Below are 25,071 nucleotides of genomic sequence, written 5' to 3'. Positions count from 1 at the left end.
CATTAGTGATACTAATAAGTTCATGCGGACTTTAGCATCTATTCATGGTAATGCGAAAGTCTTACAGTGGGGGCATGAAAAATCTTCCCGCTAACTCTGCCGCGCCGCACCAGGCGGCCATCCTCGCCATCATTCTCGTCAGCTATGTGATGATCGTGCTCGACACGTCCATCGTGCTGACGGGCTTGCCGAAAATCCACCAGGAACTGGGCTTTACGGACACGGGCCTGGCCTGGGTGCAAAGCGCCTATACCCTGACGTTTGGCGGCTTGCTGCTGCTGGCCGCGCGCGCCGGCGACGCGTATGGCCGGCGCCGCATGCTGCAGCTGGGCCTGGCGCTGTTCACGCTTGCGTCGCTGGCCATCGGCCTGGCGCAGTCGCCGGCCATGCTGATTGCCGCGCGCGCCATCCAGGGCGTGGGCGCGGCCATCCTGGCGCCGTCCACGCTGGCCTTGCTGCAAACCACGTTTGCGGAAGGGCGCGAGCGCACGCGGGCCATCGCGCTGTACAGCGCCGTGGCCGGCATCGCTGCCAGCGTGGGCCTGGTGCTGGGCGGCGTGCTGGCCGAATGGCTGTCGTGGAGGGTGGGTTTCTTCATCAACCTGCCCATCGGCGCCGTCATGCTGGTGGCTGCGCGCCGTTTCGTTGCGGAAAGTGCGCGCAGCGGGGGACAGTTCGACGTGGCCGGCGCGGCCAGTTCCACCTTCGGCATGTCGGCCCTCGTGTATGGCCTGATCCGCTCGGCCGGCGCCGGCTGGGGCGATGCCTTGACGCAAGGCGCGCTGGCGGCGGGCGTGCTGTTGCTGGCCGCTTTCATTGCCATCGAGCGGCGCGCCGCGCAGCCCGTCCTGCCGCTGCGCCTGTTTGCCGATGCGCAGCGCAATGCCGCGTACGGGGCCAGGGTGCTGTTCATGGGGGCCATGATCGGTTTTTTCTTTTTCACCACGCAATTCCTGCAAGTGGTGCTGCGCTATCCGCCATCGTTGACGGGCCTGGCTTTCCTGCCCATGACTCTGGTCAATTTCGGCGTGGCTCTGTGCGTGCCGCGTTTGATCCACCGCCTCGGCAATGCCCGTTTGCTGGCCATGGGGCTGGGCTTGACCCTGCTGGGCATGGCATGGCTGAGCCGCGTCGATACGGGCACGGCTTACTGGCTGGGCGTGGCCTTGCCCATGCTGCTGATCGGCGCGGGGCAGGGCATGGCCCTGAGTCCCCTGACAGCGGCCGGCGTGGCTGGCGTGCCGGCGCAGGATGCGGGCGCCGCCTCAGGCATTGTCAACGTGGCGCACCAGCTGGGCAGTTCGCTGGGGCTGGCGACGCTGGTGGCCGTGGCCGGGCTGGGCGCTGGCCAGTTGGCGGGCGCGCCGCTGCTGGCGCATCGCGTGACGGTGGCCCTGGGCAGCGCGAGCGGCATGCTGGCGCTGGCCTTGCTGCTGGTGCTGCCATGCCGTCGCAGCGGCTGAAGCCAGATACCGTGTCTGGCGAGCGCAGGCGTGGCGTCAAGCTCCGTCAGCAGACCGAGCGGCTCTTCGGGCTTGCCAGATCATAAAATTTTTGCAATGTATCCGTTTTTCGGAGTGCTCCTATATGGCGTGTGCCGTGGGGGCCATACACTTCATCCCGCAACAACACAGGAGCGCTTTCGCGCAAGGATGCTTTCCAGCTGAACGTCGGACATGCCAGACCGGTTTTAATAGTCAGTTGAGCAATCGCTGCGCCGCCGGGCGCTGTCGCCAGCGCCATGATGGCGTCATGGATCAGCAGTAAGTTGCACCAGTCAACAGATAAAAGGTCGCGTTATGAATATAGTCTCTTTGCTTCAGTCGGGTCTGGCCGTCGCGCTACTGTGGGCGGTAGCCGATACGGCTTCCGCGGTCAGCTGCACTTACTCAAACGGGATCCAGCCGGCAATAGGCAACATGCCCTTGCAAGTGTCGGCGATCACTGTCGGACGCGAGGTGCCGGTGGGCACCGAGGTGTATCGCCAGACATTCAAAATGGCCGCCGGCCAGACAGTGACACCGGACTGTCTGTATGCCCCGTTTCAAATGTTTACCGAACTGACGGTTGACGCTAGCTTCGGCCTGGCCGCCTGGCCCAGCGGGACGTATGCCAATAAAGTGTACAAGACCAGTATTCCGGGGTTGGGGGTAGTCATGAACAGTCGGGGCGGTGTACTGCCAAGACGGACCTCCACGCAGCCGAGCACCTGTACGCCGGGCCATCGCTGCCTGATTCCGTTTGACGGGCCGTCCAATTTTGAATTGATATTGATCAAGCTGGGTGCGGTGACTCCCGGGGTGTTGACAGGCAGTTCATTGCCGACCGTCAGGCTGTACGGCAATTTCGGCGATGCCAGAGTGCTGGGCTTCCAGATGGGCATCACCGGCAGTCTCCAGATCGTCTCGCGGACCTGCAGCACGCCGGATGTCTCGGTGCCCATGGGCACGTATTCACCCAAAGATTTTAGCGGGACCAACAGCGCCACCGGCTGGAAGGATTTTTCCATACGCTTGAATGATTGCCCGGCGTTTCATGGAACAGTGAGCAAGACCGCTGCAAGCTGGGAGTCGCAAAGCGGCAGCTCCCCGGGTGGCACGGGGACACCCGGAACGCGTGAAGTGAACAGCCTGCGCTATCGCATCGATCCCGTTCGCACGGCCATCAACGCAGGCAATGGCGTGCTGAGCCTCGACTCCGCTGCCGCCGGGCGTCCTCCCGCAGCCACCGGCATAGGCCTGCAGATAGCCACCCAGGCCGGTAACACGGTGCCGCTGGCAAGCCTGCAGAGCAGCGGCCTGACCCTGAGTTCCTCCGAACGCAGTTATGTCATCCCCCTGCGTGCGCGTTACCTGAAGACGGGGACCAGCGTGACGACGGGTCCGGCAAATGCATCGGCGACGTTCACGATGAGTTATGACTGACGTGTAGCCATCCGGCGACGATTTATCGGACTGCCGCCTTCAGCAGCACCAATACGTTGCCTGTCATGTCACTGGCGATGTGCCTTGGCCTGAAAATGCAGCCTGCAAAGGTACACTTGCGGCGGCTGACCACTCGCGCAGCAATTGTCCGAACGCTTCGGCCGCCGCCGTGGCACCGGCGGTGCGCCAGACGAGCTGGAACTGGGCGCTGGGCAGGGCGGGCAAGCCATGCTGGCCATCGATGACCACCATGCCCGTTTCCAGGTCGCCTTGCGGCAGGGCCGTGACGGCCAGGCCCGCCAGCACGGCGGCGCGCAGCCCTTGCTGGCTGGGCGAGGTGAACGCCACGCGCCAGTCGAGCCCGGCGCCTTCGAGGGCGTCGACGCCCACTTGCCGGTGCAGGCACGGCGCGGGCGAAAACGCCAGCGGCATCGGCAGCACGCCGTCATGCCGAAAGTCGTGCGCCGCGGCCCAGACGAAGCGCGTGCGGCGCAGCACGGATGCCGCATCCTGGCCACCGGCCAGCGTCATGACGACGGCCAGGTCCAGCGCATCGGCGGCGACCAGTTTCTGCAAGTCAAGATAGGTACCCACCGTGACATCCAGGCGCACGGCGGGAAACAGGTGCGCGAACTGCGCCAGCAGGGCCGGCAGGCGCGCGCCCATGAAATTTTCCGGCACGCCAAAGCGCACGGCGCCGGCAAGCGAGGAGCGCTGAAAGCGCCGCGCCAGCGCATCCTGGGCGGCCAGGATCTGCCGCGCGTGGCGCAGAAAATCCTCGCCGTCTTCCGTCAGGCGCAGGCTGCGCGTCGTGCGCACCAGCAGCGCGCTGCCCGCCTGCTCTTCCAGGCGGCGGATCTGGTGGCTGATGGCGGACTGGCTCAGGTGCAGCCGTTCGGCGGCGCGCGTAAAGCCGCCCGTGTCCTGCACGGCCACAAAGGCACGCAGCAGGGCGGTATCGAAGTCCATGGGGCTCCTGTGATTCATGATGAAAATGAATGAATTGTACGAAATTTTATCATTTCCCTCATGAGTCCGCTTTTTCTAGAATGGTCGCTTGCAGTGCTCCGGCACCACCACCCCTCCATGACTACCGAAAGCAAGGCTTCGATGCACCTGACTACTTCGCAACAAAACGCACTGACCCTGGCCGCCGTCTGCCTGGCCTCGCTCATGTTTGGCCTGGAAATTTCCAGCGTGCCAGTGATCCTGCCCACCCTGGAAACCGTGCTGCATGGCGACTTCAAGGACTTGCAATGGATCATGAACGCCTACACCTTGGCGTGCACCACCGTGCTGATGGCAACCGGCACCCTGGCCGACCGCTATGGCCGCAAGCGCCTGCTGCTCGCCAGCCTGGTCCTGTTTGGCCTCAGTTCACTGGCATGCGGCTGGGCTGGCAGCACGGGCGTGCTGATCGCCGCGCGCGCGCTGCAGGGCATGGCCGGCGGCGCCATGCTGATTTGCCAGGTGGCCGTGCTGTCGCAGCAGTTCCCGGCCGGCGCCGCGCGGGGCCGGGCGTTTGGCGCCTGGGGCATCGTGTTTGGCCTGGGCCTGGGCTTCGGCCCCATCATCGGCGCGGCCATCGTGGCGCTGTCAAACTGGCAGTGGGTATTTCTCGTGCACGGACCTTTGGCGCTGGCGGCGTTGCTGCTGGTGGCGCTGGGCGTGAGCGAATCGCGCGACCCGCAGCGGCGCAAGCTGGACGTGGCCGGCATCGCCACCCTGTCGCTGGGCGTGTTCAGCCTGGCCTGGTGCCTGACGCAGGGGCCGGCGCTGGGTTACACGGACCCGCGCAGCGTGGCCAGCCTGGCCGTGGCGCTGATCAGTCTGATGCTGTTTGTCATAATTGAACGGCGGCAGGCCGAACCGATGATCGACTTTGCCGTGTTCCGCATCCGCCGTTTCTCGGGAGCGCTGCTCGGTTCGGCGGGCATGAACTGCAGTTTCTGGCCGTTCATGATCTATCTGCCCCTGTACGTGCAGTATGGCCTCGGCTACAGCAGCCTGGACACGGGCCTGACCTTGCTGGCCTACACCTTGCCCACCTTGCTCGTGCCGCCGCTGGCCGAGCGCCTGGCGCTGCGCTACCGGGCCGATGCCGTCATTCCTGCCGGCTTGCTGGCCATCGGCCTGGGTTTTTTGCTGATGCTGTGGGGCAGCCGCGCGGACGCCGCCAGCTGGCTGACGATACTGCCCGGTTGCCTGCTGGCGGGCACGGGCCTGGGCCTGACCAACACGCCCGTCACCAATACGACGACGGGCGCCGTACCGGGCGAACGGGCCGGCATGGCTTCCAGCATCGATATCAGCGCGCGCATGATCAGCCTGTCGGTGAATATCGCGCTGATGGGCTTTATCCTCGTCGCAGCCATCCAGTCCGCATTGCGGATGCAGTTGCCTGGCGGACTGGACGTAGCCACCTTGCGCGCCATGGCGGAAGGTTTGTCGGCAGGCAAGGGCGCCGGCACGCTGCCGGACGGCGTGGCCAAGCTTGCGCTGGCACAAGGATTTGGCGCCGTGATGCTGTATGGCGGCGTGGCCGCCTGCCTGTTCGCCGCAGCCAGCTGGCTGGTGTTTGGCGCGGGACGGACGCGGCAGGCAGCCGGGCTGCCGGTGAGAGAATAGCCAGGAGGCTATAATCTGGGCACGTTGACAAGTCTTGCTCAACGTTATTACGAGGCCGCCCATGCATAAACTGATTTCCGAACTCACCCGCCTGTACCTGTTCGATGAACAGCAGCAATACGTCGATGCGGCGGGCGGCGTGCAGCCGCTGACGCCAGCCGTGCTGGCGCGCCATCTGTCGGGCGAGCAGACGGTAGCGGTGCAACTCGTGACCGGGAGCGGCCTGACGCGCGCGCTGGTGCTGGAGTTTGGCGGCAAGGGCGGCGGCGAGTTGCACTGGAGCGCGTTGTGTACGATCGCCAATGCCGTGCAGCACGAGCTGGACTTGCCAGCGCCCGCCGTCAGCATCTCGGGCACGGCATTCCAGTTATGGCTGTCGCTGGCCACGCCCGTGCCTGTCGCCCAGGCGCGCCAGTTCGTGCAACTGCTGCGCGCCACCTTTTTACCCGCCTCGACCGACATCCTGGCCGTGGCGCCGCCCGCCGACGTGGAACAGGTGGCGTTGCCGCCTGCGTTGCAGCCGTCAGGCAAGTGGGCCGCCTTCATCCACCCCAGCATGGGCGCCGCCTTCGTCGACGAACCTGGCCTGGACATGCCGCCGCCGCCAGCCGCCCAGCTGGGCTTCCTGGAAAGCTTGCGCAGCGCCAATCCGGGACAGTTCACCCAGGCGCTAGCGAAGTTGCAGGGACATGCAGGGTTGTTTGATGCCGCGCCCGCGCCCGTCGCCGCGCCATTGCCGGCGGTAAAGCCAGTTGGCCAGCCAGGCTTGCTGTTGCAGGACGCCAGCCTGGAAGACATCGTGCGCTGGCTGCATGCGCGCAATATCGAGCCGACGTTCCGGCACAGGCTGCCGTAGCCTGATGCCTGGTTACGCCGGCATGCCGCCCTGCGCGCGCAGCCAGTCGAACACTTGCCCGACGATGGGTGAACGCGGGTGTTCCGCCACGCCCGACAGCCACCAAGTGGCGCCGGGCACGCGCGGGTAAGCGGGCAGGATGTGCAATTGGCCACGCGCCAGGCTGGCATCGATCAGCAGGCGCGGCAGGCAGGCGATGCCGCGCCCGTCCAGGGTGGCGTCGAGCAACAGACGCGCATCGTCATAGATGGCCCGCTTGCGAAAGCGCGCCAGCGGGCCCAGGAACAAAGGCGCCGTGGCGTCGCCCGTCAGGCTTTCTTCCAGGCAAACCAGATCCGCGTGCAGGTGGTGTTCAACTTGCGGCACGCCGGCCAGCCGCGCCGCCAGTTCGCTGTTTGCCACCAGCAGCCATTCATCGTGCAGCAGGGGGATTTCCTGCAAGTCCGGCTGCAGGATGGGGCGTTCGCCGATGGCGATATCGACGTCGATCTCGTCGACGAAACGGGCGCTTTCATCCACCGACAATAGCAAGCACAGCTCGGGCATCTGCGCTTCCAGCGCGCGCAGCCGCGGCTGCAGCCAGCCGTGCAGCACGGGCGCAGGGCACACCAGCACCACGAGCCCGGGATCGAGATAGGTGGCGATGCGCCCCAGGCCGCTGCGCAGCACGGTCATCGAGCGCTGCACGCTGCGCAGCAGCACCTCTCCCGCCACCGTCAGTTCCACGCCCCGTCCCGCGCGGCGGAACAGCGGCTGCTTGATTTGCTCTTCCAGCAATTGCACCTGGTGGCTGATGGCCGATTGCGTCACGTGCAGCTCGTCGGCCGCGCGCGAGAAATTACCGTGGCGGGCGGCCGCTTCAAAGCCCATCAACAATTTCAGCGAAGGAATACGATGTTCTGACATATGAGAAAATCTAATGAATTAAGGTAAATCATATCATTTGTTTTCATATCTTGATCCATCCACAATGCTGTGCATGCCAATTGGCCTACTGAAAAGGATGAATCATGAAGACACGTCGATATTTCTTGCGTCATTGCATGCTGGGCGGCAGCGCGCTGGCCATGGGCGGCTTGCTGGTCGGCTGCGGCGGTGGCGCCGACGGCGGGGTGGAAACTGGCCCCGTTGCACCAGTGCCACCGATCAATAGCGGCGCTGGCGTCAACCTGGCCGACGGCTGGCGCATGCCCGACGAGGCCGACGCCCACAAGGCGACGTGGATGGCATATGGCGCTTCCAGCGCCGTCTGGACGCGCGCGCAAGTGCCGCAGGTGCAGCTGGCGCTGGTGCGCATCGCCAATGCCATCGCCGCGCATGAACCCGTCAACATGCTGGTACGCCCGGAAGAGCTGGCCAGTGCGCGGCCCTTGTTCGATGCGCGCGTGAACCTGATTCCCGCCGAGATGGATGATGTGTGGATGCGCGACACGGGTCCCGTCTTCGTGCGCAAGCCGAATGGCGAGCGGGCCGGCGTGAAGTTCAACTTCAATGGCTGGGGCAACAGGCAGCAGTTCGGCAAGGATGGACAGGTGGCCGACATGGTCGCCGCCCAGGCCCGGGTACCGCTGCTGGCCACGCGCCTGGTGCTGGAAGGCGGGGCGCTGGAAGTCGATGGCAAGGGCACGGCCATCATCACGGAAAGCTGCGTGCTGAACAGCAACCGCAACCCGGGCTGGAGCAAGGCCGACTGCGAAGCGGAGCTGCTGCGCCTGCTGGGCATCCGCAAGGTGATCTGGCTGCCAGGCATCAGGAACAAGGACATCACGGATGCCCACACGGACTTTTACGCCCGTTTCGTGCGCCCCGGCGTGGTGGCGGCGCACCGCGAGATGGACCCGGAATCGTACGATTACGCGCTGACCCGGCGCCACCTGGAGATTCTGCGCGGCGCCGCCGATGCGGATGGCCAGCCGCTGCAGATCGTCGTCATCGATGGCCCAGAGAAAATTCGGCCTGGAAACAATCCGAACACCTTCGCTGCCGGCTACATCAATTACTATGCCACCAGCAGCGCCATTTTCCTGCCGGAATTCGGCGATGCGCAAGCGGACGCCCGCGCCAGGGCGCAGTATGCGCAGCTGTATCCGGGCCGCGCCGTGGTGCAGATTAATATCGACCCCATCGCTGCCGGTGGCGGCGGCATCCATTGCACCACGCAACAGGAACCGGCATAAGGAGAACCACATGCAACGACGACAGTTCCTCACTGGCGCCTTGGGCCTGGCGGCCGGCGCCGCCATGGGCTTGCCGGCCTTGCCCGCCCTGGCGGCAGGCGCGGGCTGGCGCATGCCCGATGAAGGCGAGCGCCACGCTGCTACCTGGATGGCTTTCGGCGCCAACGACGACGTCTGGGGCAAGCGCCTGAAGGCGGGCGCGCAAGCGGACCTGGCGCGCATCGCGCAGGCGATTGCCAGCGTCGAACCCGTGCACATGCTGGTCAACGAGGAAGACTACGACGTGGCGGCTCGCCTGTGCGGCAACAAGGTCAAGCTGCTGGTGCAGCCCATTGATGATCTGTGGATGCGCGACACGGGCCCCGTCTTCGTCAAGCAGGCGGGCGGAGCGCTGGCCGGCGTGAATTTCAATTTCAATGGCTGGGGCGAAAAGCAGGACTACGACGACGATGCGCTGGTGGCTGGTTTCGTGGCCGGACGCGCCGGCGTCGCCGTGCTGGAAAGCAGCCTGGTGCTGGAAGGGGGCGGCATCGAAGTCGATGGCCAGGGTACGGCCATCATCACGGAAAGCTGCGTGCTGAACGCCAACCGCAATCCCGGCGTCAGCAAGGCAAGGTGCGAGCAGGAACTGCGCCGGCTGCTGGGCATCGAGAAAGTCATCTGGCTGCCGGGCATTGCCGGCCAGGACATCACTGATGGCCACACGGACTTTTATGCCCGTTTCTGCGCGCCTGGCGTCGTCGCGGCCGGCTTTGAAAACGACCCGACGTCGCCAGAGCGCGCCGTCACCCAGCGCCACCTCGACATCCTGCGCAAGGCCACGGATGCGCGCGGCCGTCCGCTGCAGGTGGTGGTGCTGCCCGGCCCGGGCCAGGTACGCCCGCGCTATGAAAACAAGGACTTCGCCGCCGGCTACATCAATTTTTATGTCTGCAACGGCGCCGTGCTGTGCCCGGAATTTGGCGATGCGCCAGCCGACCGCAACACCAAAGCCATGCTGCGCGAACACTTCCCCGGGCGCGACATCGTGCAGCTGAATATCGACGCTATCGCGGCCGGTGGTGGCGGCATTCACTGCACCACGCAGCAGCAGCCGGCGTAGGCGGGGCTGTCCGGCGGACGGCTCAAGCCGTCATTTCCCGCGCCAGCGTGGCCACCAGCTGCGCCGCGTCCATTTCCCGCGCCAGCGGCGCGCCCTGGCCGGCCCATTGGGCGGCGAATTCGCTGTTGCCGTGCTGGCTGGCTAGTGCGTTCAATTGCTTGGCGGCATCGTAGGCGACGGGATAGTCGGCCGGTGGCGGGCTGCCCGGCGCTTCGCCATGCTCGATCAATCGGTTCACCATGCCGCGCGCCAGGCGGCCCGACAGCACGCTGGTCAGGCGCGTGCTTGCGGCCCGTGCGCTTTTCAGGTTCGCCCGGTAGCCTGCATTGGCCGACGATTCCGGGCACAGCACGAACGCCGTGCCCAGCTGGGCGGCTGCGGCGCCCAGGTCCAGCGCGGCGCGGATGCCTAGGCCATCCATGATGCCGCCGGCGGCGATCAGGGGCAGGGCGGTGCGGCCCGCCAGCAGGCGCAGCAGCACGGTGGTGCTGTGGCGCTCGTCCGGCGCTTGCGGGTCGAAGACGCCGCGATGCCCGCCCGCTTCCACGCCTTGCGCCACGATGGCGTCGACGCCGGCCTGTTCGATGAGCAGTGCCTCGCGCACATTGGTGGCCGTGGCCATCGTGTAGATGCCGGCCTGGCGCAGGGCGGCAATCTGCTGCGGCGCCGGCAAGCCGAAATGGAAGCTGACGACGGCGGGACGCTGTTCCAGCAGCAGGGCGAATGCCGCCTCATTGCCGATGAACGTTGCGTAGATTTCATCCAGTTCCACGGGCACGCTTGCCCCCAGCTCCGCGAACAGGGGCGCCAGATGGGCCAGCCAGGCCGCTTCGCGCCGCGCATCCCGCACGGCCGGCGCATGGCAAAACACATTCACATTGAAGGGACGGTCCGTCAGCGCGCGCGTGTCGGCTATCACCTGGCGCGCCTGCGCCACCGTGCCGGCGCCGATGGCCAGCGAACCGAGGCCGCCCGCGTTCGACACGGCGGCGGCCATCCGGGGCGTGGAGACGCCCGCCATTGGCGCCTGAATGATGGGCAGTTGCAAGCCGAGGCGGTCGAGGAAGGGCTGGATTGAAGTCATGATGTTTCCTTCATGAAGTTGAGGATGCTGTATTTGATTCGCATTTTGAGAATATAATAGCATAATCATTTCAAAATAAAGAATTCCATGGATACCGAATCATTGCGGATTTTTTGCTCTGTCGCCAGTGAACTGAGTGTCACCCAGGCCGCAGCGCGGCTGGGACGGGCGCCATCCAGCGTCACCACGCGCATCCAGCAGCTGGAAGCCGATATCGGCGCCGAGCTGTTCGTGCGCACCAATAAACGCATGGCCCTGACGGCGGCCGGCGAGCGCTTTCTCGAGTATGCGCAGCGTTTACTGGCGCTGGCGGAAGAAGCGCGGCACGTCGTCACGGGCGGGAGAGAGGGCGGCACCTTGCGCGTCGGCAGCATGGAAAGCACGGCGGCCAGCCGGCTTCCGGCCCTGCTGGCCGCATATCACGCCCGCTATACGGCCACGCGCCTGGCGTTGAGCACGGGGCCGTCGCGCCCCCTGATCGAGCAAGTGCGCACGGGCTTGCTCGACTGCGCCTTCGTCGCCTTGCCACCCTCGTTCGGCGGCGGCGCCGCCCTGGCGGAACTGGGCCTGGCATCGACAGCCGCGTGGCGCGAGGAGCTGTGCTTGCTGTTGCCCGCCAGCGAAGGGCAGGTGCGCCGCGCCTCGGACGTGCGCACGCGTTCGCTGGCCGCCTTCCCGCAGGGCTGCACCTACCGCGGCATCGCGGAAGAGCTGCTGGGCGTGGCCGGCAGCACGCAGTGGCAGGTGCAGGAGCTGAGCTCGTATCACACCATGATCGCCTGCGTGGCGGCCGGCGCCTGCGTGACCCTGCTGCCGGCCAGCGTGCTGGCGCTGTCCGACGCACCGGCCAGCCTGACAACGCTGTCCGCCGGGCAGATTGACACCGTGCTGGTATGGCGCGCGGGATTCGACGTGCCCGCCTTTCAGCATTTGCTGGTGCAGCTCGGCGAGGCGGCGTGAGCGCGCGGGCCAGGCTGGGCACGGCCATCGCCGCGGCGGTCATCCTCGCCATCGGCATGGGCTTTGGCCGCTTCGCCTTCACGGCCATCTACCCGCATATGCTCGAGGAGGGCGTCTTGAGCTTGCGCGACGGCAGCCTGGCCGCCTCGGCCAATTATGCCGGTTACTTGCTGGGCGCCGTCCTGGCCATGCGCGCGCGGGCCCACAGCGCGCACCGGCTATGCCTGTGGTCGGTGGCCGGCACGGCCCTGTGCCTGGGCGTGCTGGCCTTGACTATGCCCGTCTGGCTTTTCGTGACGGTGCGCGGCGCTGCGGGCGTCTTCAGCGCCCTGGCCATGGTGGCGGCCTCGCTGTGGCTGCTGGTGCAGCGCCGGCAGGCGCGCGGCGCGCCGCTGCTGTACGCGGGCGTGGGCGCCGGCATCGCCGTCTCGGCCGAATTGCTGGTGCTGGCGTCGCACCTGGGCTGGCACAGCGCCTGCATGTGGCTGCTGCTGGCCGGCGTCACCGTGCTGGCGGGGCTGGCGGCCGCGCCCGCGATTGCCGCCAGCGGCCAGGCGACGCCGGATGCGCCGCCGCCAGCCGCTGCATCGGCGTTGGCACCCGTGGCGCCCTGGCCGCTGGTGCTGATCTACGGACTGGCGGGACTCGGTTACATCGTCACGGCCACGTATTTGCCCGTGCTGGTCGGCGCGGCCTTGCCCGAACTCAATTCCGCCCACATATGGGCCGTCTTCGGCCTGGGTGCGGCGCCTTCGTGTTTCCTGTGGCACCGGCTGCACGAACGCCTGGGCACGCGCCAGGTGCTCAGGCTGAACTTGCTGCTGCAGGCGCTGGGCGTGGCCTTGCCCGTGCTGGCGCCCTCGGCCGCCGGTTATCTGCTCAGCGCCATTCTCGTCGGCGGCACGTTTGTCGGCACGGTGACCATCGCCATGCCTGCCGCGCAGCGGGCCGCAGTCAAGGCCGGCAGCAACATGATGGCCATCATGACGGTGGTGTATGGCATCGGACAGATACTCGGCCCCTTGCTGGCCGGCAGCCTGTATGCGCAGTCGCACAGTTTCAACAGCGCATTATTGGCGGCGGCCGGCGTGCTGCTGCTGGCGATTGTCGTCAGCCTGCGGTTGTAGGCCGTTGCTTTAAATGCTCACTGGGAATTTTTAGGACTGTTCTGATTTCGGTCAAGAAAGTCTGTCGCTACACTTCAAGTCATCACCGGTACGCGCCAGCCGCCATGCGCATGGCGTGGCCGGTTCCTGATCTTCCTCATTGAAAGTAGCGGCTATGACAAAGCAAATACAGCAGCATTCCCCACGCGTGACGGGATTACGCAACCGGCTTCCTCAGAATGCTGCAAGCGGTTTTCGCAACGCCGACCTGCTCGACGTGCTCATCGATTTCCTGGGCTTGAAGAACGATGCGGCCCTGGGGCGCGAACTGCAGGTATCGGCTCCCATCCTGTCCAAAATCCGACATGGCTCGCTGCCAGTCAGCGCCGCCATCCTCATACGCATGCACGAAGTGAGCCGCTTGAGTATTCAAGAGCTGCGGGCATGCATGGGTGATCATCGCACGCGTTTCGGCATGCCCGATGACGAGGATAGCAAGTAAGAAGTTTGCCGCCCGTCATTTCTGGCGCCCCCAAGTCTTTGTCCACCCATGCGTCTTAACCCAAGGAAAACTTCCGTGAAAACTCTCAGCTCCCCTGTGCGTAGCGAATTTCATTCCCTGCGTGTGCTGACCTTGACGCCTGATGCGGACAAGGGCGGTGCGCGATGGCTGGGCACGATGCTGGGAGCCATCGATATCGCCAATGTGAAAAGCATCAATTCCTTGAGCCTGATCCCCTCGCTCCTGCGCGAAGGGGAGGTCGATGTGATCGTCGCGGATGTCGAACACGGTGGCCTGATGGTACCGACCATGCTCAAGACGCTCGATGCGGCCAGTCCGCTGACGCGTTACCCGCATGTGCTGTGGGTGGGCCAGCCAACGCTGCTCAATTTGCTGCATGGGCAAGCGGCGGCGATGCTGGAAAAACCGGCGGTACCCCGCATCGGCGGCCTGTCCGTGACGGCGTTATTGGCGCATGCCCGCCTGGCGCACCGCGTAGGCATCAATGTCGGCATGGTCTATGGTGGCGGCAATGCCGCGTTTACCGAGGCCTTGCGGGCCTTGCTGCTGGTCCCGTCGATCAAGCGGCAGGCATCCTGTTGCGCGCCAGCCGATGGTCCGACGGAAGCCGATGTGATCGAGGCCTTGACGACAGGCAAGAATCTGCGCGTGATGCTGCAGCCGCAGTACGATTTGCGTACCCGGCGCATCATCGGCGCCGAGGCGCTGCTGCGCTGGCGTCATCCCGGCGTTGGCGAAGTGCCGCCATCGGTGCTGATTCCGATGGTCAATCGCCTCGGCCTGCACCTGCTGCTGTTCAGCTTTATCGAGACGCGCGTGATCGACGTCCTGCTGGTGCTCAAGAGCCGCCAGGTGACGTTGCCCATCGCCTTGAATGCTTCCGCCGAAACGGTGTGTACGCCTGGTCTCGCGCAGCGGCTGGCTGAAAAAATGCGGCGGGCAGGCGTGCCGCCGCAGTTGCTGAAAATTGAATTGACTGGCGATCTGCCGGTCGCTGATGAGCTGTTGCTGTCCGCTTCGCTCAATACGCTGCGGGCGAAAGGGTTTCCCGTTTCGCTCGATGATTTTGGGCAAGGCTCATCGACCCTGAATCTGCTGGCCAGGATGTCCTTCGATGAGGTCAAGATCGACGGGGCGTTTGTGCGCGACATGAAAACCAGTGCTTCCGCGCAAGCCGTGATTGCCGCGACGGTCAATCTGGCACGGCTGATGAATCTGAAAGTGGTGGCGGAAGGTATCGAGGAATCGTCGTGCATCGAGGCGCTGTGCCAGCTTGGCTGTCCCACGGGCCAGGGCTATGCCCTGGCGCGCCCGATGGAACTGCGGGACTTCTTCGACAGTGTCAGCAATCAATAATACGTGTCTTCTGGCAATGCAATAAAGGCAATTTTATTGTGGCGTATGTCTGAAGCGGGAGGAATCGAAGCTTTTTTGTTGCACAGGAGCACCTATGTTAATAAACTGCATGTCGTATGGCGGTCGTGGCGAAAATAGGAGTAATCTCATCAAAAGCAACTTTTTTCATACAGCGTCTGGTCCTTGTCCATGCCGATAAAACGCTTACGCATTGCCTTGCTCGACGATCACGCCGTGGTACGGCACGGTCTCGTGGCCCGCTTTGCGGCCGAACCGGATATCGACGTCGTGGGCGCCTACAGTACCAGCCGCGACCTGATCGCGGGCATGCTCGCGGCGCCGGCCGACGTGATTTTGCTCGACTATGCGCTGGGTCCGGACGAACTCGATGGCGTGTCGCTGATCCGCGCACTGCGGGCCAAGTTCCTCGATTGTCCCATCCTGGTGTTGTCCACGCATCATGAACCTGCCACGGTGGCGCTGGCCTTGCGCGTCGGCGCCCGTGGTTTTGTCGGCAAGGGCGAGGAAATGGCGGAGCTGGTCAAGGCGCTGCGCAAGGTGGTTTCGGGCGCCGTGTACCTGAGCGCCGAGATGTCCTACCGGGTGGCGGAAGCGAGCACCACCTTCGATGCGCGGGAGGGCGAAGACGGCGCGGATGCGCTGCTGCTGGGAGCTGCGCTGTCGGCGCGTGAGCGCGAGGTGATCCGCTGTTATCTTGCAGGCATGACGGTGACGGAAATCGCGGAAAAATTCAAGCGCAGCATCAAGACCATCAGCTCGCAAAAGACCACCGCCTTCCGCAAGCTGGGCGTGACGTCGAACAATGAACTGTTCAAGATCAGGCATACCATAGGGGAAGCATGAGGTGCTGGCGAGCCGGCATCGCTGCTTTCCTGCTGGCCGCCTGCTGCCTGGCGGCGCAGGGGCAGGGGCAGGAAAGGGTCTATCCGCTCAGCGCCGCCGAGCAAGCCTGGGTGCGCGCGCATCCTGTGCTGAAACTGGGCATGCTGCAGAACCGGCCGCCGTTCGAAGTCGTCCAGCGCGGCGCGACCGGAGGGGGCATCGGCGCGGATTACATCAAGGTCATTGAGCGGCATAGCAACCTGACCTTTGACATCGTCACCGTGGCCGACACCGACAGCGGCCTGGCCTCGCTGCGTGACAGGCGCGTTGATTGTCTTCCCGCGGTGCGCAGCATCGGCACGCCGCCGCAGGTGCCCGGCATCAGCTACAGCTTGCCGTACCTGTCGACCACGGCCATCGCCGCCACGCGCGAAGGGGATGGCCCTGTTGCCGATGACATCGCATTCGATGGCAAGACCGTGGCGCTGCCGGCCGCGGAAGCTGGCCTGTTCGGACCCTTCCTGCGCGAGCGCTACGACGGCATGCGCATCGTTGTCAGCCCCACCATGCGTCAGGCGCTGGCGCTGCTGTCGAAGGGCGGCGCCGATGTCGCCATCGGCAGCAAGGCACAATTATTGCCGAGTTTAATGCGCGAGGAAGGCGCAGACCTGCATTTTACGGAACTTCCCGTGGCCATGACGTCCGACGTGCGCATGGCGCTGCGCGACAGCGATCCCTTGCTGGAATCGATCGTGAACAAGTCGCTGGCCGCGATGACCCCGGCCCAGATCCGGCTGGTGCGCCAGGATTGGCTGGGGGCGCCGGGCGTTGATCACTCGGGCATGCTGTTCGCGGCGGACCACTTTGGCGAGCATGTGGGCCTGGCTGCCGCCTTGTTGCTGATCCTGGCGGGCCTGGCGTATCAGGCCTACAGCGCGCACCGGCGCGCCTTGCGCAACGAGCGCAGGGCGGCCATGTTCCTGGCCGTGATGAGCCATGAAATCCGTTCGCCCATGAATGCCGTGCTGGCCGCCGTGGAATTGCTGCGCTCCACGCCCGTGAATGCGGAACAGCGTCACTTTGTCGACCTGGCCAGCAACGGCGGGAATATCCTGTTGCGTCTGCTCGATGACGTGCTCGACGTCTCCAAGCTGGAGGCGGGACAACTCACGCTCAGCCTTGATGCGGTCGATATCGCAGCCCTGGCCAACGATGTGGCGGCGCTGCAGCAGCTGCGGGCGCGCGAGAAGGGCATTGCGCTCGATGTGGCGGTGCCCATGGCGGTACCGCTGCTGATGCTGGACGAGGCCAGGCTGTTGCAGGTGTTGCACAACCTGGTGTCGAACGCCATCAAATTTACGGCGACAGGCGGCGTCGAGATACAGATTGCCATGCTGGAAGAGGGGCCGGGGCAGGCGCGGCTGGAAATTGCCGTTGCAGATACGGGCATCGGCATAGCCGCCGCCATGCAGGCGACCCTGTTCCGGCCGTATGTGCAGGTGGAGGGCACCTACAAGCGCTCGGGCGGCACCGGCCTGGGCCTGGTGATTTGCCGCGAACTGGTGAACCTGATGCAGGGCACGATCACCATCGACAGCGAGAAGGGCAGGGGAACGCGCATGCTGATTTCCTTGCCTGTGGAAATAGCGTCGGGGGCCGCTCCGGCGGTTGATGTGGTCGTCGCCCGGCCCGCCCCGGTGGTCGGTGCGGCGGCGCAGCGCCTGTCGATCCTGGTCATCGAGGATGTGCCGGCCAACCAGGCCGTGCTGCGGGCCCAGCTCGCCAGCCTTGGCTGCGATGCGGACATTGCCGAGAATGGCGCCCGGGCGCTGGCCTGCTTCAGCCTACGCGAATATGACCTGGTGCTGATGGATTGCGACTTGCCTGACATTGACGGCTACAGCCTGACGGCCGAATGGCGCCGGCGCGAAGCGGACCTGGAACAGGCGCGCTGCCCGGTCATCGCGATTTCCGCCTCGACGGGCGAGGATCATGCCGAGCGCTGCTTCGAGGCAGGCATGGATGGCATATTGAGCAAGCCGATCCGATTGGCGAAACTGCAGGATATCGTCGAACTGTGGTGCGACGTGACCTTGGTGCTACGCGCGCCGCCGATGGAGACCCTGGCGGTATTTGATATGCCGCAAGTGCGCGCGGCGTTCGCCAACGATATGACCGAGTTGCTGCAAGCCATGGCCATGCATGAGCGGGATGCCGCCTTGCGCGCCGCGCATCGCCTGCATGGCGCGGCCCTGGCCATGCAATGGACGGAGATGGCGCAGCCGGCAGGAGAACTGGAGAGCCTGTTGCGCGCTGCGGCAGCGCTGACCGATGCGCGCTGCAGCCAGCTCCTGCAGGCGCTGGTAGCCGCCTGGCGCACCCGTGGCCAGCATTGATTTCAATCGAAAGGAGCATCATGTTGCGCAGGATGAGCAAGAATAAAAAAGAGGCCATGGGGATGCTGGCGTTGATGTTGCCGACCACCTTGCTGTTCCTGATACTGTCGGGCATGGACCCGACGACGTTGCCGCTGGCATCCCAGCCCCTGCCACTTGGCCTGCCTGCGACGCTGGGCAATTTCCCGATAGCGGCCGTGATCTTTTACATCAGCATGGGGTTGACGGGGCTGGTGCTGGCATTGCTGCCGGCAACCCTGTCGCGCAAGAAAACCTTGCTCAGCGGTTTCCTGCTGCTGGCGGTGGCAGCGCTCATGGGGCTGTTTTCCCGCTCCTTATTTGAACTGTGCTGCTGGAGCTTGCTGGGCGGCATAGGATGCACGATGAATATCTGTGCCTGGATCAGTATCGGCGCCACATATTTTCCGCGCCATCGCGCCATGGTGGTGGGACTCATGATTTGCCTTACCGCGGCCAGTAATATTGTCGCGAACAAACTCAGCGCCATTCAGCATGCCATCAATGAGCAGGGGAAACTGCCCCTGTTGCCCGCCCTGGCGGGCATGCTCATCTTTGTCCTCCTGTATATCCTGATCTGGCATTTTTTCCAGCAGATCAGCGCCTCTGGCGAGCGGCGTTTCATCCGTCCTGAAGCCAGGGGGCCGGTTGGTTCGGTCTGGTCCCGCGGCCCGTTGCTGCTGTTCCTGGCCGCCGTGTGCCTGCCTTTGAGCGCGGGCAGTTTCGACTACCTGTATAGCACGTACATGCGCGAGATACTGGGATTTCCCATCAAGACGGTGGAGATGGCGATAGGCATTGCCATGAGCGCGACCTTGCTGTCGCCGCTGGGCGGCTGGCTGGGGGACCGCCATGGCGCCATGAAAACGCTGCTGATCACGCTGCCCCTCACGGCGGCCATCGGCGGCCTGGTCTCGTTGGGATGGAATTTGCCCGTGGACATCCTCATGCTGCTGGTCTTCCTGCTGGGTTTTGGCTTGACCGCCGTGTTCTATATTAACATCCTGGCGGCCCTGATCGAATCGGTGTCGCCCATGCAGAACATGCGCGCGGCGGGCTTGTTCTATGTCGCGTTCAACCTGGGTATTCCTGTCGCGGATCTCCTTTTCACCCATCTGAAAGAGAGGCTCGGCTGGACCGCGCTGGTGCTGTTGCAGCTTGTCTGCCCCTTGATGCTGGCCACCTTGCTGGTCTGGCTGGCGCAGAGAATATTGAAGTCTGACGACAAGGCGGTGCTGCCCGGCTGACCGGCCAGCAGCCTTTCACCCCGCCTGCAAGCGCCGCCTTGCAGGCGCTCCCCGTCGCTTTCATCCCCGCACTGCCTCCCCATTCGCTCCATTCACGCCGCAACGCCAAATCGCCAGGCAGCTGGCATCTTGCGCGTGTTGTTGCGGCTTCCCACAAAAGCACTTCTTATCCGGTGGCGCGGATTTTTAAGACCATTCTCATATCGACAACTACCTCCTCTCTGTAAAGTACGAATCTGCTTCAACAGCCGCGTTCCTACATTAACTGGTGCGCATTTACCTTTATCTTTCAGGAGTAGTCTCAATGAAATCCCAAGCCCGTATCTTCGCCGTTCTGCTGGCCGCCGCTGCAACCCAATCCGCTTTCGCTTCCGATGGCACGATCAACTTCGCAGGTGAACTGGTCGATTCGACTTGTACCGTTACTGTCAACGGCGTTGTTGGCCCTGCCGCCGCGCTCGTGCAATTGCCAAAAGTCTCGGCTGCCCAGCTGAAAACGGCTGGCACCGTTGCAGGTCAGACAGGTTTTAATATTACGCTGAGCGCGTGCACAGGCACCAGCACCAAGGCTGCCGCATTTTTCGAATCCGGTGGCGGTGTTAATCCACTGACCTCCAATTTGTTCAATAGCGACCTCACCGCTGGCGGCGCCAAGAATGTGGAGCTGCAACTGGTCGATGCCAGCAACGGTAAGGTGATCAAGGCTGGTGATTTCTCGCAAGTTGCGAATACCTTCAAGGTCACGAAAGACGCTGCCGGCAGCACGATTTTGCCGTATGCCGTGCAATACATCTCCACCGGCATTGCCAGTGCCGGTCTGGTGAAGAGTGCCGTTACCTATTCCATCACTTACGAATAATCCACTCGCCAGGGAAGCACGTCCTCGCCGCATAGGCGGGACGCGCTTCCGATCTACATCCTGAGGTCTTCCATGTCCCCTTATCATTCATTGCAAAGTTCGTTGTTGCTCAGCCTGGCCTTGCTGTTTTGTTCTTCCTCGATGGCCAGCGTCGTGATCACGGGCACGCGGCAGATTTATCCGGCGAAGCAAAAAGAAATCACGGTCAAGCTCAATAACGATGGCGCAGTGCCGGCGCTGGTGCAGGCGTGGGTCGATGCTGGCGATGTCGCATCGACGCCGGCTGCGGCCAAAGTTCCTTTTGTGCTGACGCCGCCGCTGGCCCGCATCGATCCGGGCAAGGGGCAGAGCCTGCGCCTGATGTTTGTCGGTCCGGCCTTGTCGGCGGCGAAGGAATCGGTGTTCTGGCTGAACGTGCTGGAGATTCCGCCCAAGTCGCAAGACGCCGATGTGAATTCCCTGCAGATGGCGTTCCGCTCGCGCATCAAGATTTTTTATCGCCCCGAGGGCCTGGCTGGCAATCCTGTCGACGCGATCGAACAAGTGCAATGGCGTGCCGTTCATGCCAGCAGTGGCAAGGGCTTTACCCTGGAAGCATATAACCCGTCCGCCTTTCACGTGTCGGTGGCGTCGCTGTCGCTGGTGGCTGGCGCCGAACGCAGTGAGAGTGATGGCGGCATGGTGGCGCCAGGCGAGACCAAACAATTTGCGCTGCCCTCCCTGAAGGCCTTGCCTGCCGCAGGTGCGCAGGTGGAGTTTAACGCCATCAATGATTATGGTGTCCCGATGCCGGTGCGGCGCACCCTTGCGGCGCCGGCCGGCCGGCCCGTTCCTTGAGGTTTGAATCATGAATACTCATCGCCATGTCCGTTATTATCCGCAAGCAAGGCCTAATCCGGGCGTCAATGCGCTCGTTGGCAGCATGCTCAAGGCGGTGGCGTTCAGTTCATGTGCCTTGGTCATGCCAGCTGCGCATGCCGACGAGGTCGATTTCAACAGTGCGTTCCTGCCGGAAGGCTCGCGCAACTTGGATCTCGCAGCCTATCAAAAAGGTAACCCGGTGTTGCCAGGTACTTACCGTGCCGATATTTCCCTCAATGGCCAGTTGAAAAACCGCCAGGATATCCAGATTCACGCCAATGACGATGGCAGCCATCCCGTGGTGTGCGTATCGCGCAAGCTGCTGGAATTGCTCGGTGTCGACCTGACGCGCCTGTCGCCGGAAGCGATGGCCTTGCTGGAAGCGGACAATTGTACCGAGCTAGGCAAGCTGATCGAGAATGCGACGGCCAGGTTCGTGCCGGAGAGTCAGCAAGTCGATATCAGCATTCCCCAGGCGTCGCTGCGGCGCAATGCGCGCGGTTATGTCAGCCCCGAGCTATGGGATAGCGGTGTCACTTCGGGCATGTTGGGTTACAACTTTAACAGCTATCACAACAAGAGTGGCGGTACTTCATTCGACTCCGCCTATCTGGGCCTCAACGGCGGCTTCAATATGGGTGGCTGGCGTTTTCGCCATAATGGCGCACTCAGCTGGCAGCAGCAGGGAGGCAGTCGTTACCAGGTGCTCGATACCTATGCGCGGCGCGACATGACGGCGTTGAAAAGCCAGCTGACACTGGGCGATGCGAATACCAGCGGGGAGATTTTCGATACCTTATCCTTCCGGGGTGCGCAACTGGCCAGCGATGACCGCATGTTGCCCAATTCCTTGCGCGGCTATGCGCCCGTGGTGCGCGGCATTGCCCGCACCAACGCTCGCGTGAGCATACGCCAGGCGGGCAATCTCTTGCTTGAAACGACGGTGGCGCCAGGCGCTTTTGTCATCGACGACATGTATGCCACGGGTTACGGCGGCGACTTGAGCGTGACGGTGTCCGAAGCGGATGGTAGCGAACAGCGTTTTATCGTGCCGTATGCGGCCGTCAGCCAGTTGCTGCGTCCGGGTTCGCTGCGCTTCAGCGCGGCGGCTGGCGTAACGCGCAATAATTTCTTGAGTAAGCAGGCGCGCGTCCTGCAGGGCACTTTGCAGTATGGTTTGAATAATAGCCTGACCGGTTACGGTGGCTTGCAGGCCAGTGAGGACTATTTGTCCCTGCTCGGCGGCGTGGCCTTTGCATCACCGATAGGTGCCTTTTCCATGGATCTGAGTCATGCGCAGACGAAACTTGCCGCGGACACGGCCAAGGGCCAAAGTCTGCGCTTGTCGTACAGCAAGAATGTCTTGAGCACCGGCAGTAATTTCTCGATGGCTGCTTACCGTTTTTCCACCAGCGGCTATCTGGATTTTGCCAATGCGGCCCAAATACTCGACGCCGAACGCAATGGTCACGATTCCAATATGCAGTATAGGCCCCGCAACCGCGTGTCCTTGACCGCCGACCAGCACCTGGGTGCGTGGGGCCAGGTCAGCATCAGTGGTTATGCACAGAATTACTGGAACCGGCCTGGCCAGGACTTGCAATACCAGCTCAGCTACAACAAGCAGGTGGGGCGCGTGAGCTACGGCATCAATGCCAATCGCAGCAAGGTATCTTATGGCGGCATGGAAAGCAGGATACAACTGACCTTGAGCATGCCGCTGGGCGGCAATGACAGTCTGTACAGTCCGCAAATGTCGGCACAGGTATCGCGCGACACGGATGGTCGCTACAGCCAGTTGGCAACGCTGAGCGGCAGCGCGGGAGAAGAACGGCAATTTGGCTATGGCGCATCAGTGAGCCGCAATGGCAGTACCAGTAGCAGCAGCCTCAACGGTCAGTATACCGGGGCGCAGGCGATGCTTGGCGCCAGCGTGGGGCGCGGCACCGGCTATAGCAGTGCCTCGGTCAGCATGAGCGGCAGTGTGGTGGCCCATCCTGGTGGTGTGACCCTGACGCCGCTGCGTGGCGAAACCATGGCCGTCGTGCATGCGCCTGGTGCCGCCGGCGCCAAGGTGGCCGGCTATCCCGGCCTCAGGCTCGACGCCAGCGGCAATGCGGTCCTGCCCTATTTGCGTCCGTATGAATTGAACGAAGTGGCGATTGATCCGCAGGGCACGTCGATGGATGTCGAGCTGAGCGAAACGAGTCAGCAGGTGGCACCGCGCGATGGCGCTGTCGTGTTTTTGAAGTATGGCACCAGCACGGGGCGCGCAATACTATTCAACGTGAGCTTGGCGAACGGCGAGGCGTTGACCTTCGGTGCCACCGTGAAAGATGAGCAAGGCTTGCCGGTGGGCGTGGTGGGGCAGGGTGGCCAGCTGTATGCACGCCTGCAGGAAAGCACCCGGCAGTTATCGATTTCCTGGGGCGGAAGGGCGCATGAACGTTGTACCTTGGCCATTCCCGCATCTGTCATGCAAGGCGAGGGCGGCAAGCTGCAGCAAGTTGATGCCGTGTGCGTGCCGGAATTGATCAATGCAAAGGTGGCGCCCGCCGAGGAACGCCGTGTCGAGCTGCTCAGCGGTACATATCCGGTCGACATCTTCCTCAACGGGCAGCGCATGGAAAGGCGCGACGTGGCCTTCATGCCGGTGGCCGGAGAACAACGTCCTTCGCCCTGCATGAGTACGGTGGATTTGCAGGAGTATGGCGTGCAGCTGTCCAAAGAGCAGTTGCTGCTGCCGTGCCAGCAGGTACTGGCGTCGATCCGCGGCGCCAGCTGGCGCCATGAGGCTGCCGTCCAGCGCCTCGATCTGCAAGTGCCGGCCGCGTCGCTGGTGGCGCGCGCGCCACGCCAGGGCTCGCAACTGGCCGCCGCAGGTATCCAGAAGGAAGACACCGGCATGAGAATCACGCAAAAGAGAAAACCATGAAAATTCGTACAATGGCTGGCCTGATGGCCGGGTTGCTGCTGTGCGCAGCGCCGCAACTGGCCCAGGCTGGGCCGAACTGTTTCGCCATCAATGGAAACCTGGGTTTTACGGGCACGATGGCGCTGCAGCTGGGCAGCCTTGCCGTGCCGCGTGACGTGCCGAATGGCACCATGCTGTACTTTCAGTATATTAGGCAGGCTGCCAATGGCCTGCAGCTGCAATGCGATGTCGCAAACGCTGTGATACAGCTGTCATTCCGTATGCAGGGTGTTGGCGCGAATGCCAACTTCAGCGGAAACCAGGCATACGCCGGCAAAGTCTATGCAACAGCGGTGCCTGGCATTGGCGTTGCCTGGTACACCAACAGCTTGTGGATGGCTGACGGGAATGTAGATAATAGTGTCCCCACAGTGCCCAACGGCTGTGGCAGCGGCTTAGGTGAGCCGCCGGGAGCGTGCCGCACCCTCCCGCTCCCCAAGTTAGTCCCCACTACCGCCTTCATGCTCATAAAGACGGGACCGGTGGGGACGGGAATCATACGGGCCAGCGACTTGGGCAGACTATCCTATTTTGTGACCGTGGGTGGCGGCGGCACGGAGTTCAATGTCAGTTCAGTTAGCTTGACAGGCAGCATCAGCGTGGTCAGCACCACGTGCCATACGCCCGACGTCAAGGTGGCGCTGGGCAGCAGGAAGGTATCTGCCCTGACGGGGGCGGCAGGCGCGTCCACGCCGACGGTCGGCTTTGTGCTCGGTCTGGCCGACTGCCCGGGGTTTCCCGGCAATCTCAGCATCACCTCCACGACGGCGCCGGTGTCGTCTGAAAATGGGGTTGTCAGAGCCCCCACTTTTCTGCCGAATAGCGTCAGCGTGCGGATAGATCCTGCCGCCCCGGCAATCGATGCGGCCAGGGGCGTGCTGAGCCTGACGACGGAAAGGGGGGTGGCCACTGGCGTGGGCGTGCAATTGCTCGACAGTGCAGGCGCGCCCTGGCCCCTGTCGAAGGATGTCAAGTTGAGCAACGTGCTCGGTGCAGGCACCCGCTTGCTCGACATCTCCCTGGGCGCGCGTTATCTGAAAACGACGATGGGCACGGTGACGACCGGCCCGGCCAATGCGGTGGCCACTTACACACTGACGTATCAATAGCACGTGCAAGCTCCCATGCAAAACGGCGCGCCAGTGATGGCGCGCCGT

General features: G+C 63.7%; 21 protein-coding genes. 17 read left to right on the top strand and 4 right to left on the bottom strand.

Annotated features, from left to right (window positions below; translation table 11 throughout):
- The first annotated feature begins 74 nt into the window (after positions 1-74).
- Entirely contained in the window at positions 75-1,463 is a 1,389-nt protein-coding gene (locus CSQ93_RS05180) for an MFS transporter (RefSeq protein WP_099377056.1), read from the top strand.
- 46 nt (positions 1,464-1,509) lie between these two features.
- On the opposite strand, the gene CSQ93_RS28720 is transcribed toward CSQ93_RS05180, so the two are convergent.
- Complete coding sequence (locus CSQ93_RS28720) at positions 1,510-1,743, bottom strand: hypothetical protein (protein WP_158301125.1); 234 nt, start codon at positions 1,741-1,743, stop codon at positions 1,510-1,512.
- Positions 1,744-1,799: 56 nt separating this feature from the next.
- Between CSQ93_RS28720 and CSQ93_RS05175 the strand changes: the two genes are divergently transcribed.
- The gene (locus CSQ93_RS05175; RefSeq protein WP_099377055.1) at positions 1,800-2,924 is read left to right on the top strand and encodes a fimbrial protein; all 1,125 of its coding nucleotides are present in this window, start codon (positions 1,800-1,802) and stop codon (positions 2,922-2,924) included.
- A gap of 63 nt (positions 2,925-2,987) precedes the next feature.
- On the opposite strand, the gene CSQ93_RS05170 is transcribed toward CSQ93_RS05175, so the two are convergent.
- Positions 2,988-3,893 (bottom strand): LysR substrate-binding domain-containing protein, encoded by a 906-nt coding sequence (locus CSQ93_RS05170; RefSeq protein WP_099377054.1) that lies wholly within the window; start codon positions 3,891-3,893, stop codon positions 2,988-2,990.
- A gap of 141 nt (positions 3,894-4,034) precedes the next feature.
- Between CSQ93_RS05170 and CSQ93_RS05165 the strand changes: the two genes are divergently transcribed.
- Both CSQ93_RS05165 and CSQ93_RS05160 read left to right on the top strand, forming a co-directional pair.
- Positions 4,035-5,552, top strand: a complete 1,518-nt coding sequence (locus tag CSQ93_RS05165; RefSeq protein WP_099377152.1) for an MFS transporter — start codon at positions 4,035-4,037, stop codon at positions 5,550-5,552.
- Positions 5,553-5,613: 61 nt separating this feature from the next.
- Entirely contained in the window at positions 5,614-6,408 is a 795-nt protein-coding gene (locus CSQ93_RS05160) for a TOTE conflict system archaeo-eukaryotic primase domain-containing protein (RefSeq protein ID WP_099377053.1), read from the top strand.
- A gap of 12 nt (positions 6,409-6,420) precedes the next feature.
- Here the strand turns inward: CSQ93_RS05160 and CSQ93_RS05155 are convergent, their stop codons facing one another.
- Positions 6,421-7,314 carry a LysR family transcriptional regulator gene (locus CSQ93_RS05155; RefSeq protein WP_099377052.1) on the bottom strand — a complete coding sequence of 298 codons (894 nt, stop codon included), beginning with the start codon at positions 7,312-7,314 and terminating at the stop codon, positions 6,421-6,423.
- A 104-nt stretch (positions 7,315-7,418) separates the two neighbouring features.
- Here CSQ93_RS05155 and CSQ93_RS05150 point away from each other — a divergent pair, with 104 nt between their 5' ends.
- Positions 7,419-8,585 carry an agmatine deiminase family protein gene (locus CSQ93_RS05150; RefSeq protein ID WP_233516048.1) on the top strand — a complete coding sequence of 389 codons (1,167 nt, stop codon included), beginning with the start codon at positions 7,419-7,421 and terminating at the stop codon, positions 8,583-8,585.
- Positions 8,586-8,595: 10 nt separating this feature from the next.
- On the top strand, positions 8,596-9,687 hold the full coding sequence (locus CSQ93_RS05145; RefSeq protein WP_099377051.1) for an agmatine deiminase family protein: 1,092 nt from the start codon (positions 8,596-8,598) through the stop codon (positions 9,685-9,687).
- A gap of 22 nt (positions 9,688-9,709) precedes the next feature.
- On the opposite strand, the gene CSQ93_RS05140 is transcribed toward CSQ93_RS05145, so the two are convergent.
- A complete protein-coding gene (locus CSQ93_RS05140) occupies positions 9,710-10,771 on the bottom strand; it encodes an NAD(P)H-dependent flavin oxidoreductase (RefSeq protein WP_099377050.1) in 1,062 nt (353 codons plus the stop codon).
- Between the two features lie 87 nt (positions 10,772-10,858).
- Between CSQ93_RS05140 and CSQ93_RS05135 the strand changes: the two genes are divergently transcribed.
- The 11 genes from CSQ93_RS05135 to CSQ93_RS05085 all read left to right on the top strand — a co-directional run bounded on the left by CSQ93_RS05135 (position 10,859) and on the right by CSQ93_RS05085 (position 25,023).
- Complete coding sequence (locus CSQ93_RS05135) at positions 10,859-11,731, top strand: LysR family transcriptional regulator (RefSeq protein ID WP_099377049.1); 873 nt, start codon at positions 10,859-10,861, stop codon at positions 11,729-11,731.
- Complete coding sequence (locus CSQ93_RS05130; protein ID WP_233516047.1) at positions 11,728-12,858, top strand: YbfB/YjiJ family MFS transporter; 1,131 nt, start codon at positions 11,728-11,730, stop codon at positions 12,856-12,858. The genes CSQ93_RS05135 and CSQ93_RS05130 overlap by 4 nt, the downstream gene beginning before the upstream one ends.
- A gap of 154 nt (positions 12,859-13,012) precedes the next feature.
- On the top strand, positions 13,013-13,339 hold the full coding sequence (locus tag CSQ93_RS05125; RefSeq protein ID WP_233516046.1) for a hypothetical protein: 327 nt from the start codon (positions 13,013-13,015) through the stop codon (positions 13,337-13,339).
- A 75-nt stretch (positions 13,340-13,414) separates the two neighbouring features.
- Positions 13,415-14,716 carry an EAL domain-containing protein gene (locus CSQ93_RS05120; RefSeq protein ID WP_199534261.1) on the top strand — a complete coding sequence of 434 codons (1,302 nt, stop codon included), beginning with the start codon at positions 13,415-13,417 and terminating at the stop codon, positions 14,714-14,716.
- Between the two features lie 189 nt (positions 14,717-14,905).
- A complete protein-coding gene (locus CSQ93_RS05115; RefSeq protein ID WP_199534260.1) occupies positions 14,906-15,580 on the top strand; it encodes a response regulator transcription factor in 675 nt (224 codons plus the stop codon).
- Entirely contained in the window at positions 15,577-17,955 is a 2,379-nt protein-coding gene (locus CSQ93_RS05110) for an ATP-binding protein (protein WP_099377046.1), read from the top strand. Before CSQ93_RS05115 ends, CSQ93_RS05110 begins: the two co-directional genes overlap by 4 nt.
- 20 nt (positions 17,956-17,975) lie before the next feature.
- Positions 17,976-19,220: an MFS transporter gene (locus CSQ93_RS05105; protein WP_158301124.1), complete on the top strand. Its 1,245-nt coding sequence runs from the start codon at positions 17,976-17,978 to the stop codon at positions 19,218-19,220.
- A 304-nt stretch (positions 19,221-19,524) separates the two neighbouring features.
- Positions 19,525-20,079, top strand: coding sequence for a fimbrial protein (locus tag CSQ93_RS05100; RefSeq protein ID WP_099377044.1), 555 nt, complete (start codon positions 19,525-19,527; stop codon positions 20,077-20,079).
- A gap of 72 nt (positions 20,080-20,151) precedes the next feature.
- Complete coding sequence (locus CSQ93_RS05095) at positions 20,152-20,916, top strand: fimbrial biogenesis chaperone (protein ID WP_099377043.1); 765 nt, start codon at positions 20,152-20,154, stop codon at positions 20,914-20,916.
- Between the two features lie 124 nt (positions 20,917-21,040).
- On the top strand, positions 21,041-23,875 hold the full coding sequence (locus CSQ93_RS05090; protein WP_199534259.1) for a fimbria/pilus outer membrane usher protein: 2,835 nt from the start codon (positions 21,041-21,043) through the stop codon (positions 23,873-23,875).
- Complete coding sequence (locus tag CSQ93_RS05085) at positions 23,872-25,023, top strand: fimbrial protein (RefSeq protein ID WP_099377041.1); 1,152 nt, start codon at positions 23,872-23,874, stop codon at positions 25,021-25,023. Before CSQ93_RS05090 ends, CSQ93_RS05085 begins: the two co-directional genes overlap by 4 nt.
- Positions 25,024-25,071: the final 48 nt, after the last annotated feature.

The organism is Janthinobacterium sp. BJB426 (genome assembly GCF_002735705.1).
In the GTDB taxonomy this organism is placed as follows: domain Bacteria; phylum Pseudomonadota; class Gammaproteobacteria; order Burkholderiales; family Burkholderiaceae_D; genus Janthinobacterium.
The sequence above is the reverse complement of the archived record's forward strand: the minus strand, read 5'-3'. Positions and strand labels throughout refer to the sequence as shown.

Coding starts and splice junctions, on each gene's coding strand:
- CSQ93_RS05145 (WP_099377051.1), top strand. CDS start 8,596: ATGCAACGACGACAGTTCCTCACTGGCGCCTTGGGCCTGGCGGCCGGC.
- CSQ93_RS05140 (WP_099377050.1), bottom strand. CDS start 10,771: ATGACTTCAATCCAGCCCTTCCTCGACCGCCTCGGCTTGCAACTGCCC.
- CSQ93_RS05160 (WP_099377053.1), top strand. CDS start 5,614: ATGCATAAACTGATTTCCGAACTCACCCGCCTGTACCTGTTCGATGAA.
- CSQ93_RS05135 (WP_099377049.1), top strand. CDS start 10,859: ATGGATACCGAATCATTGCGGATTTTTTGCTCTGTCGCCAGTGAACTG.
- CSQ93_RS05085 (WP_099377041.1), top strand. CDS start 23,872: ATGAAAATTCGTACAATGGCTGGCCTGATGGCCGGGTTGCTGCTGTGC.
- CSQ93_RS05170 (WP_099377054.1), bottom strand. CDS start 3,893: ATGGACTTCGATACCGCCCTGCTGCGTGCCTTTGTGGCCGTGCAGGAC.
- CSQ93_RS05090 (WP_199534259.1), top strand. CDS start 21,041: ATGCCAGCTGCGCATGCCGACGAGGTCGATTTCAACAGTGCGTTCCTG.
- CSQ93_RS28720 (WP_158301125.1), bottom strand. CDS start 1,743: ATGGCGCTGGCGACAGCGCCCGGCGGCGCAGCGATTGCTCAACTGACT.
- CSQ93_RS05100 (WP_099377044.1), top strand. CDS start 19,525: ATGAAATCCCAAGCCCGTATCTTCGCCGTTCTGCTGGCCGCCGCTGCA.
- CSQ93_RS05175 (WP_099377055.1), top strand. CDS start 1,800: ATGAATATAGTCTCTTTGCTTCAGTCGGGTCTGGCCGTCGCGCTACTG.
- CSQ93_RS05180 (WP_099377056.1), top strand. CDS start 75: ATGAAAAATCTTCCCGCTAACTCTGCCGCGCCGCACCAGGCGGCCATC.
- CSQ93_RS05105 (WP_158301124.1), top strand. CDS start 17,976: ATGTTGCGCAGGATGAGCAAGAATAAAAAAGAGGCCATGGGGATGCTG.
- CSQ93_RS05095 (WP_099377043.1), top strand. CDS start 20,152: ATGTCCCCTTATCATTCATTGCAAAGTTCGTTGTTGCTCAGCCTGGCC.
- CSQ93_RS05125 (WP_233516046.1), top strand. CDS start 13,013: ATGACAAAGCAAATACAGCAGCATTCCCCACGCGTGACGGGATTACGC.
- CSQ93_RS05155 (WP_099377052.1), bottom strand. CDS start 7,314: ATGTCAGAACATCGTATTCCTTCGCTGAAATTGTTGATGGGCTTTGAA.
- CSQ93_RS05115 (WP_199534260.1), top strand. CDS start 14,906: ATGCCGATAAAACGCTTACGCATTGCCTTGCTCGACGATCACGCCGTG.
- CSQ93_RS05165 (WP_099377152.1), top strand. CDS start 4,035: ATGCACCTGACTACTTCGCAACAAAACGCACTGACCCTGGCCGCCGTC.
- CSQ93_RS05150 (WP_233516048.1), top strand. CDS start 7,419: ATGAAGACACGTCGATATTTCTTGCGTCATTGCATGCTGGGCGGCAGC.
- CSQ93_RS05110 (WP_099377046.1), top strand. CDS start 15,577: ATGAGGTGCTGGCGAGCCGGCATCGCTGCTTTCCTGCTGGCCGCCTGC.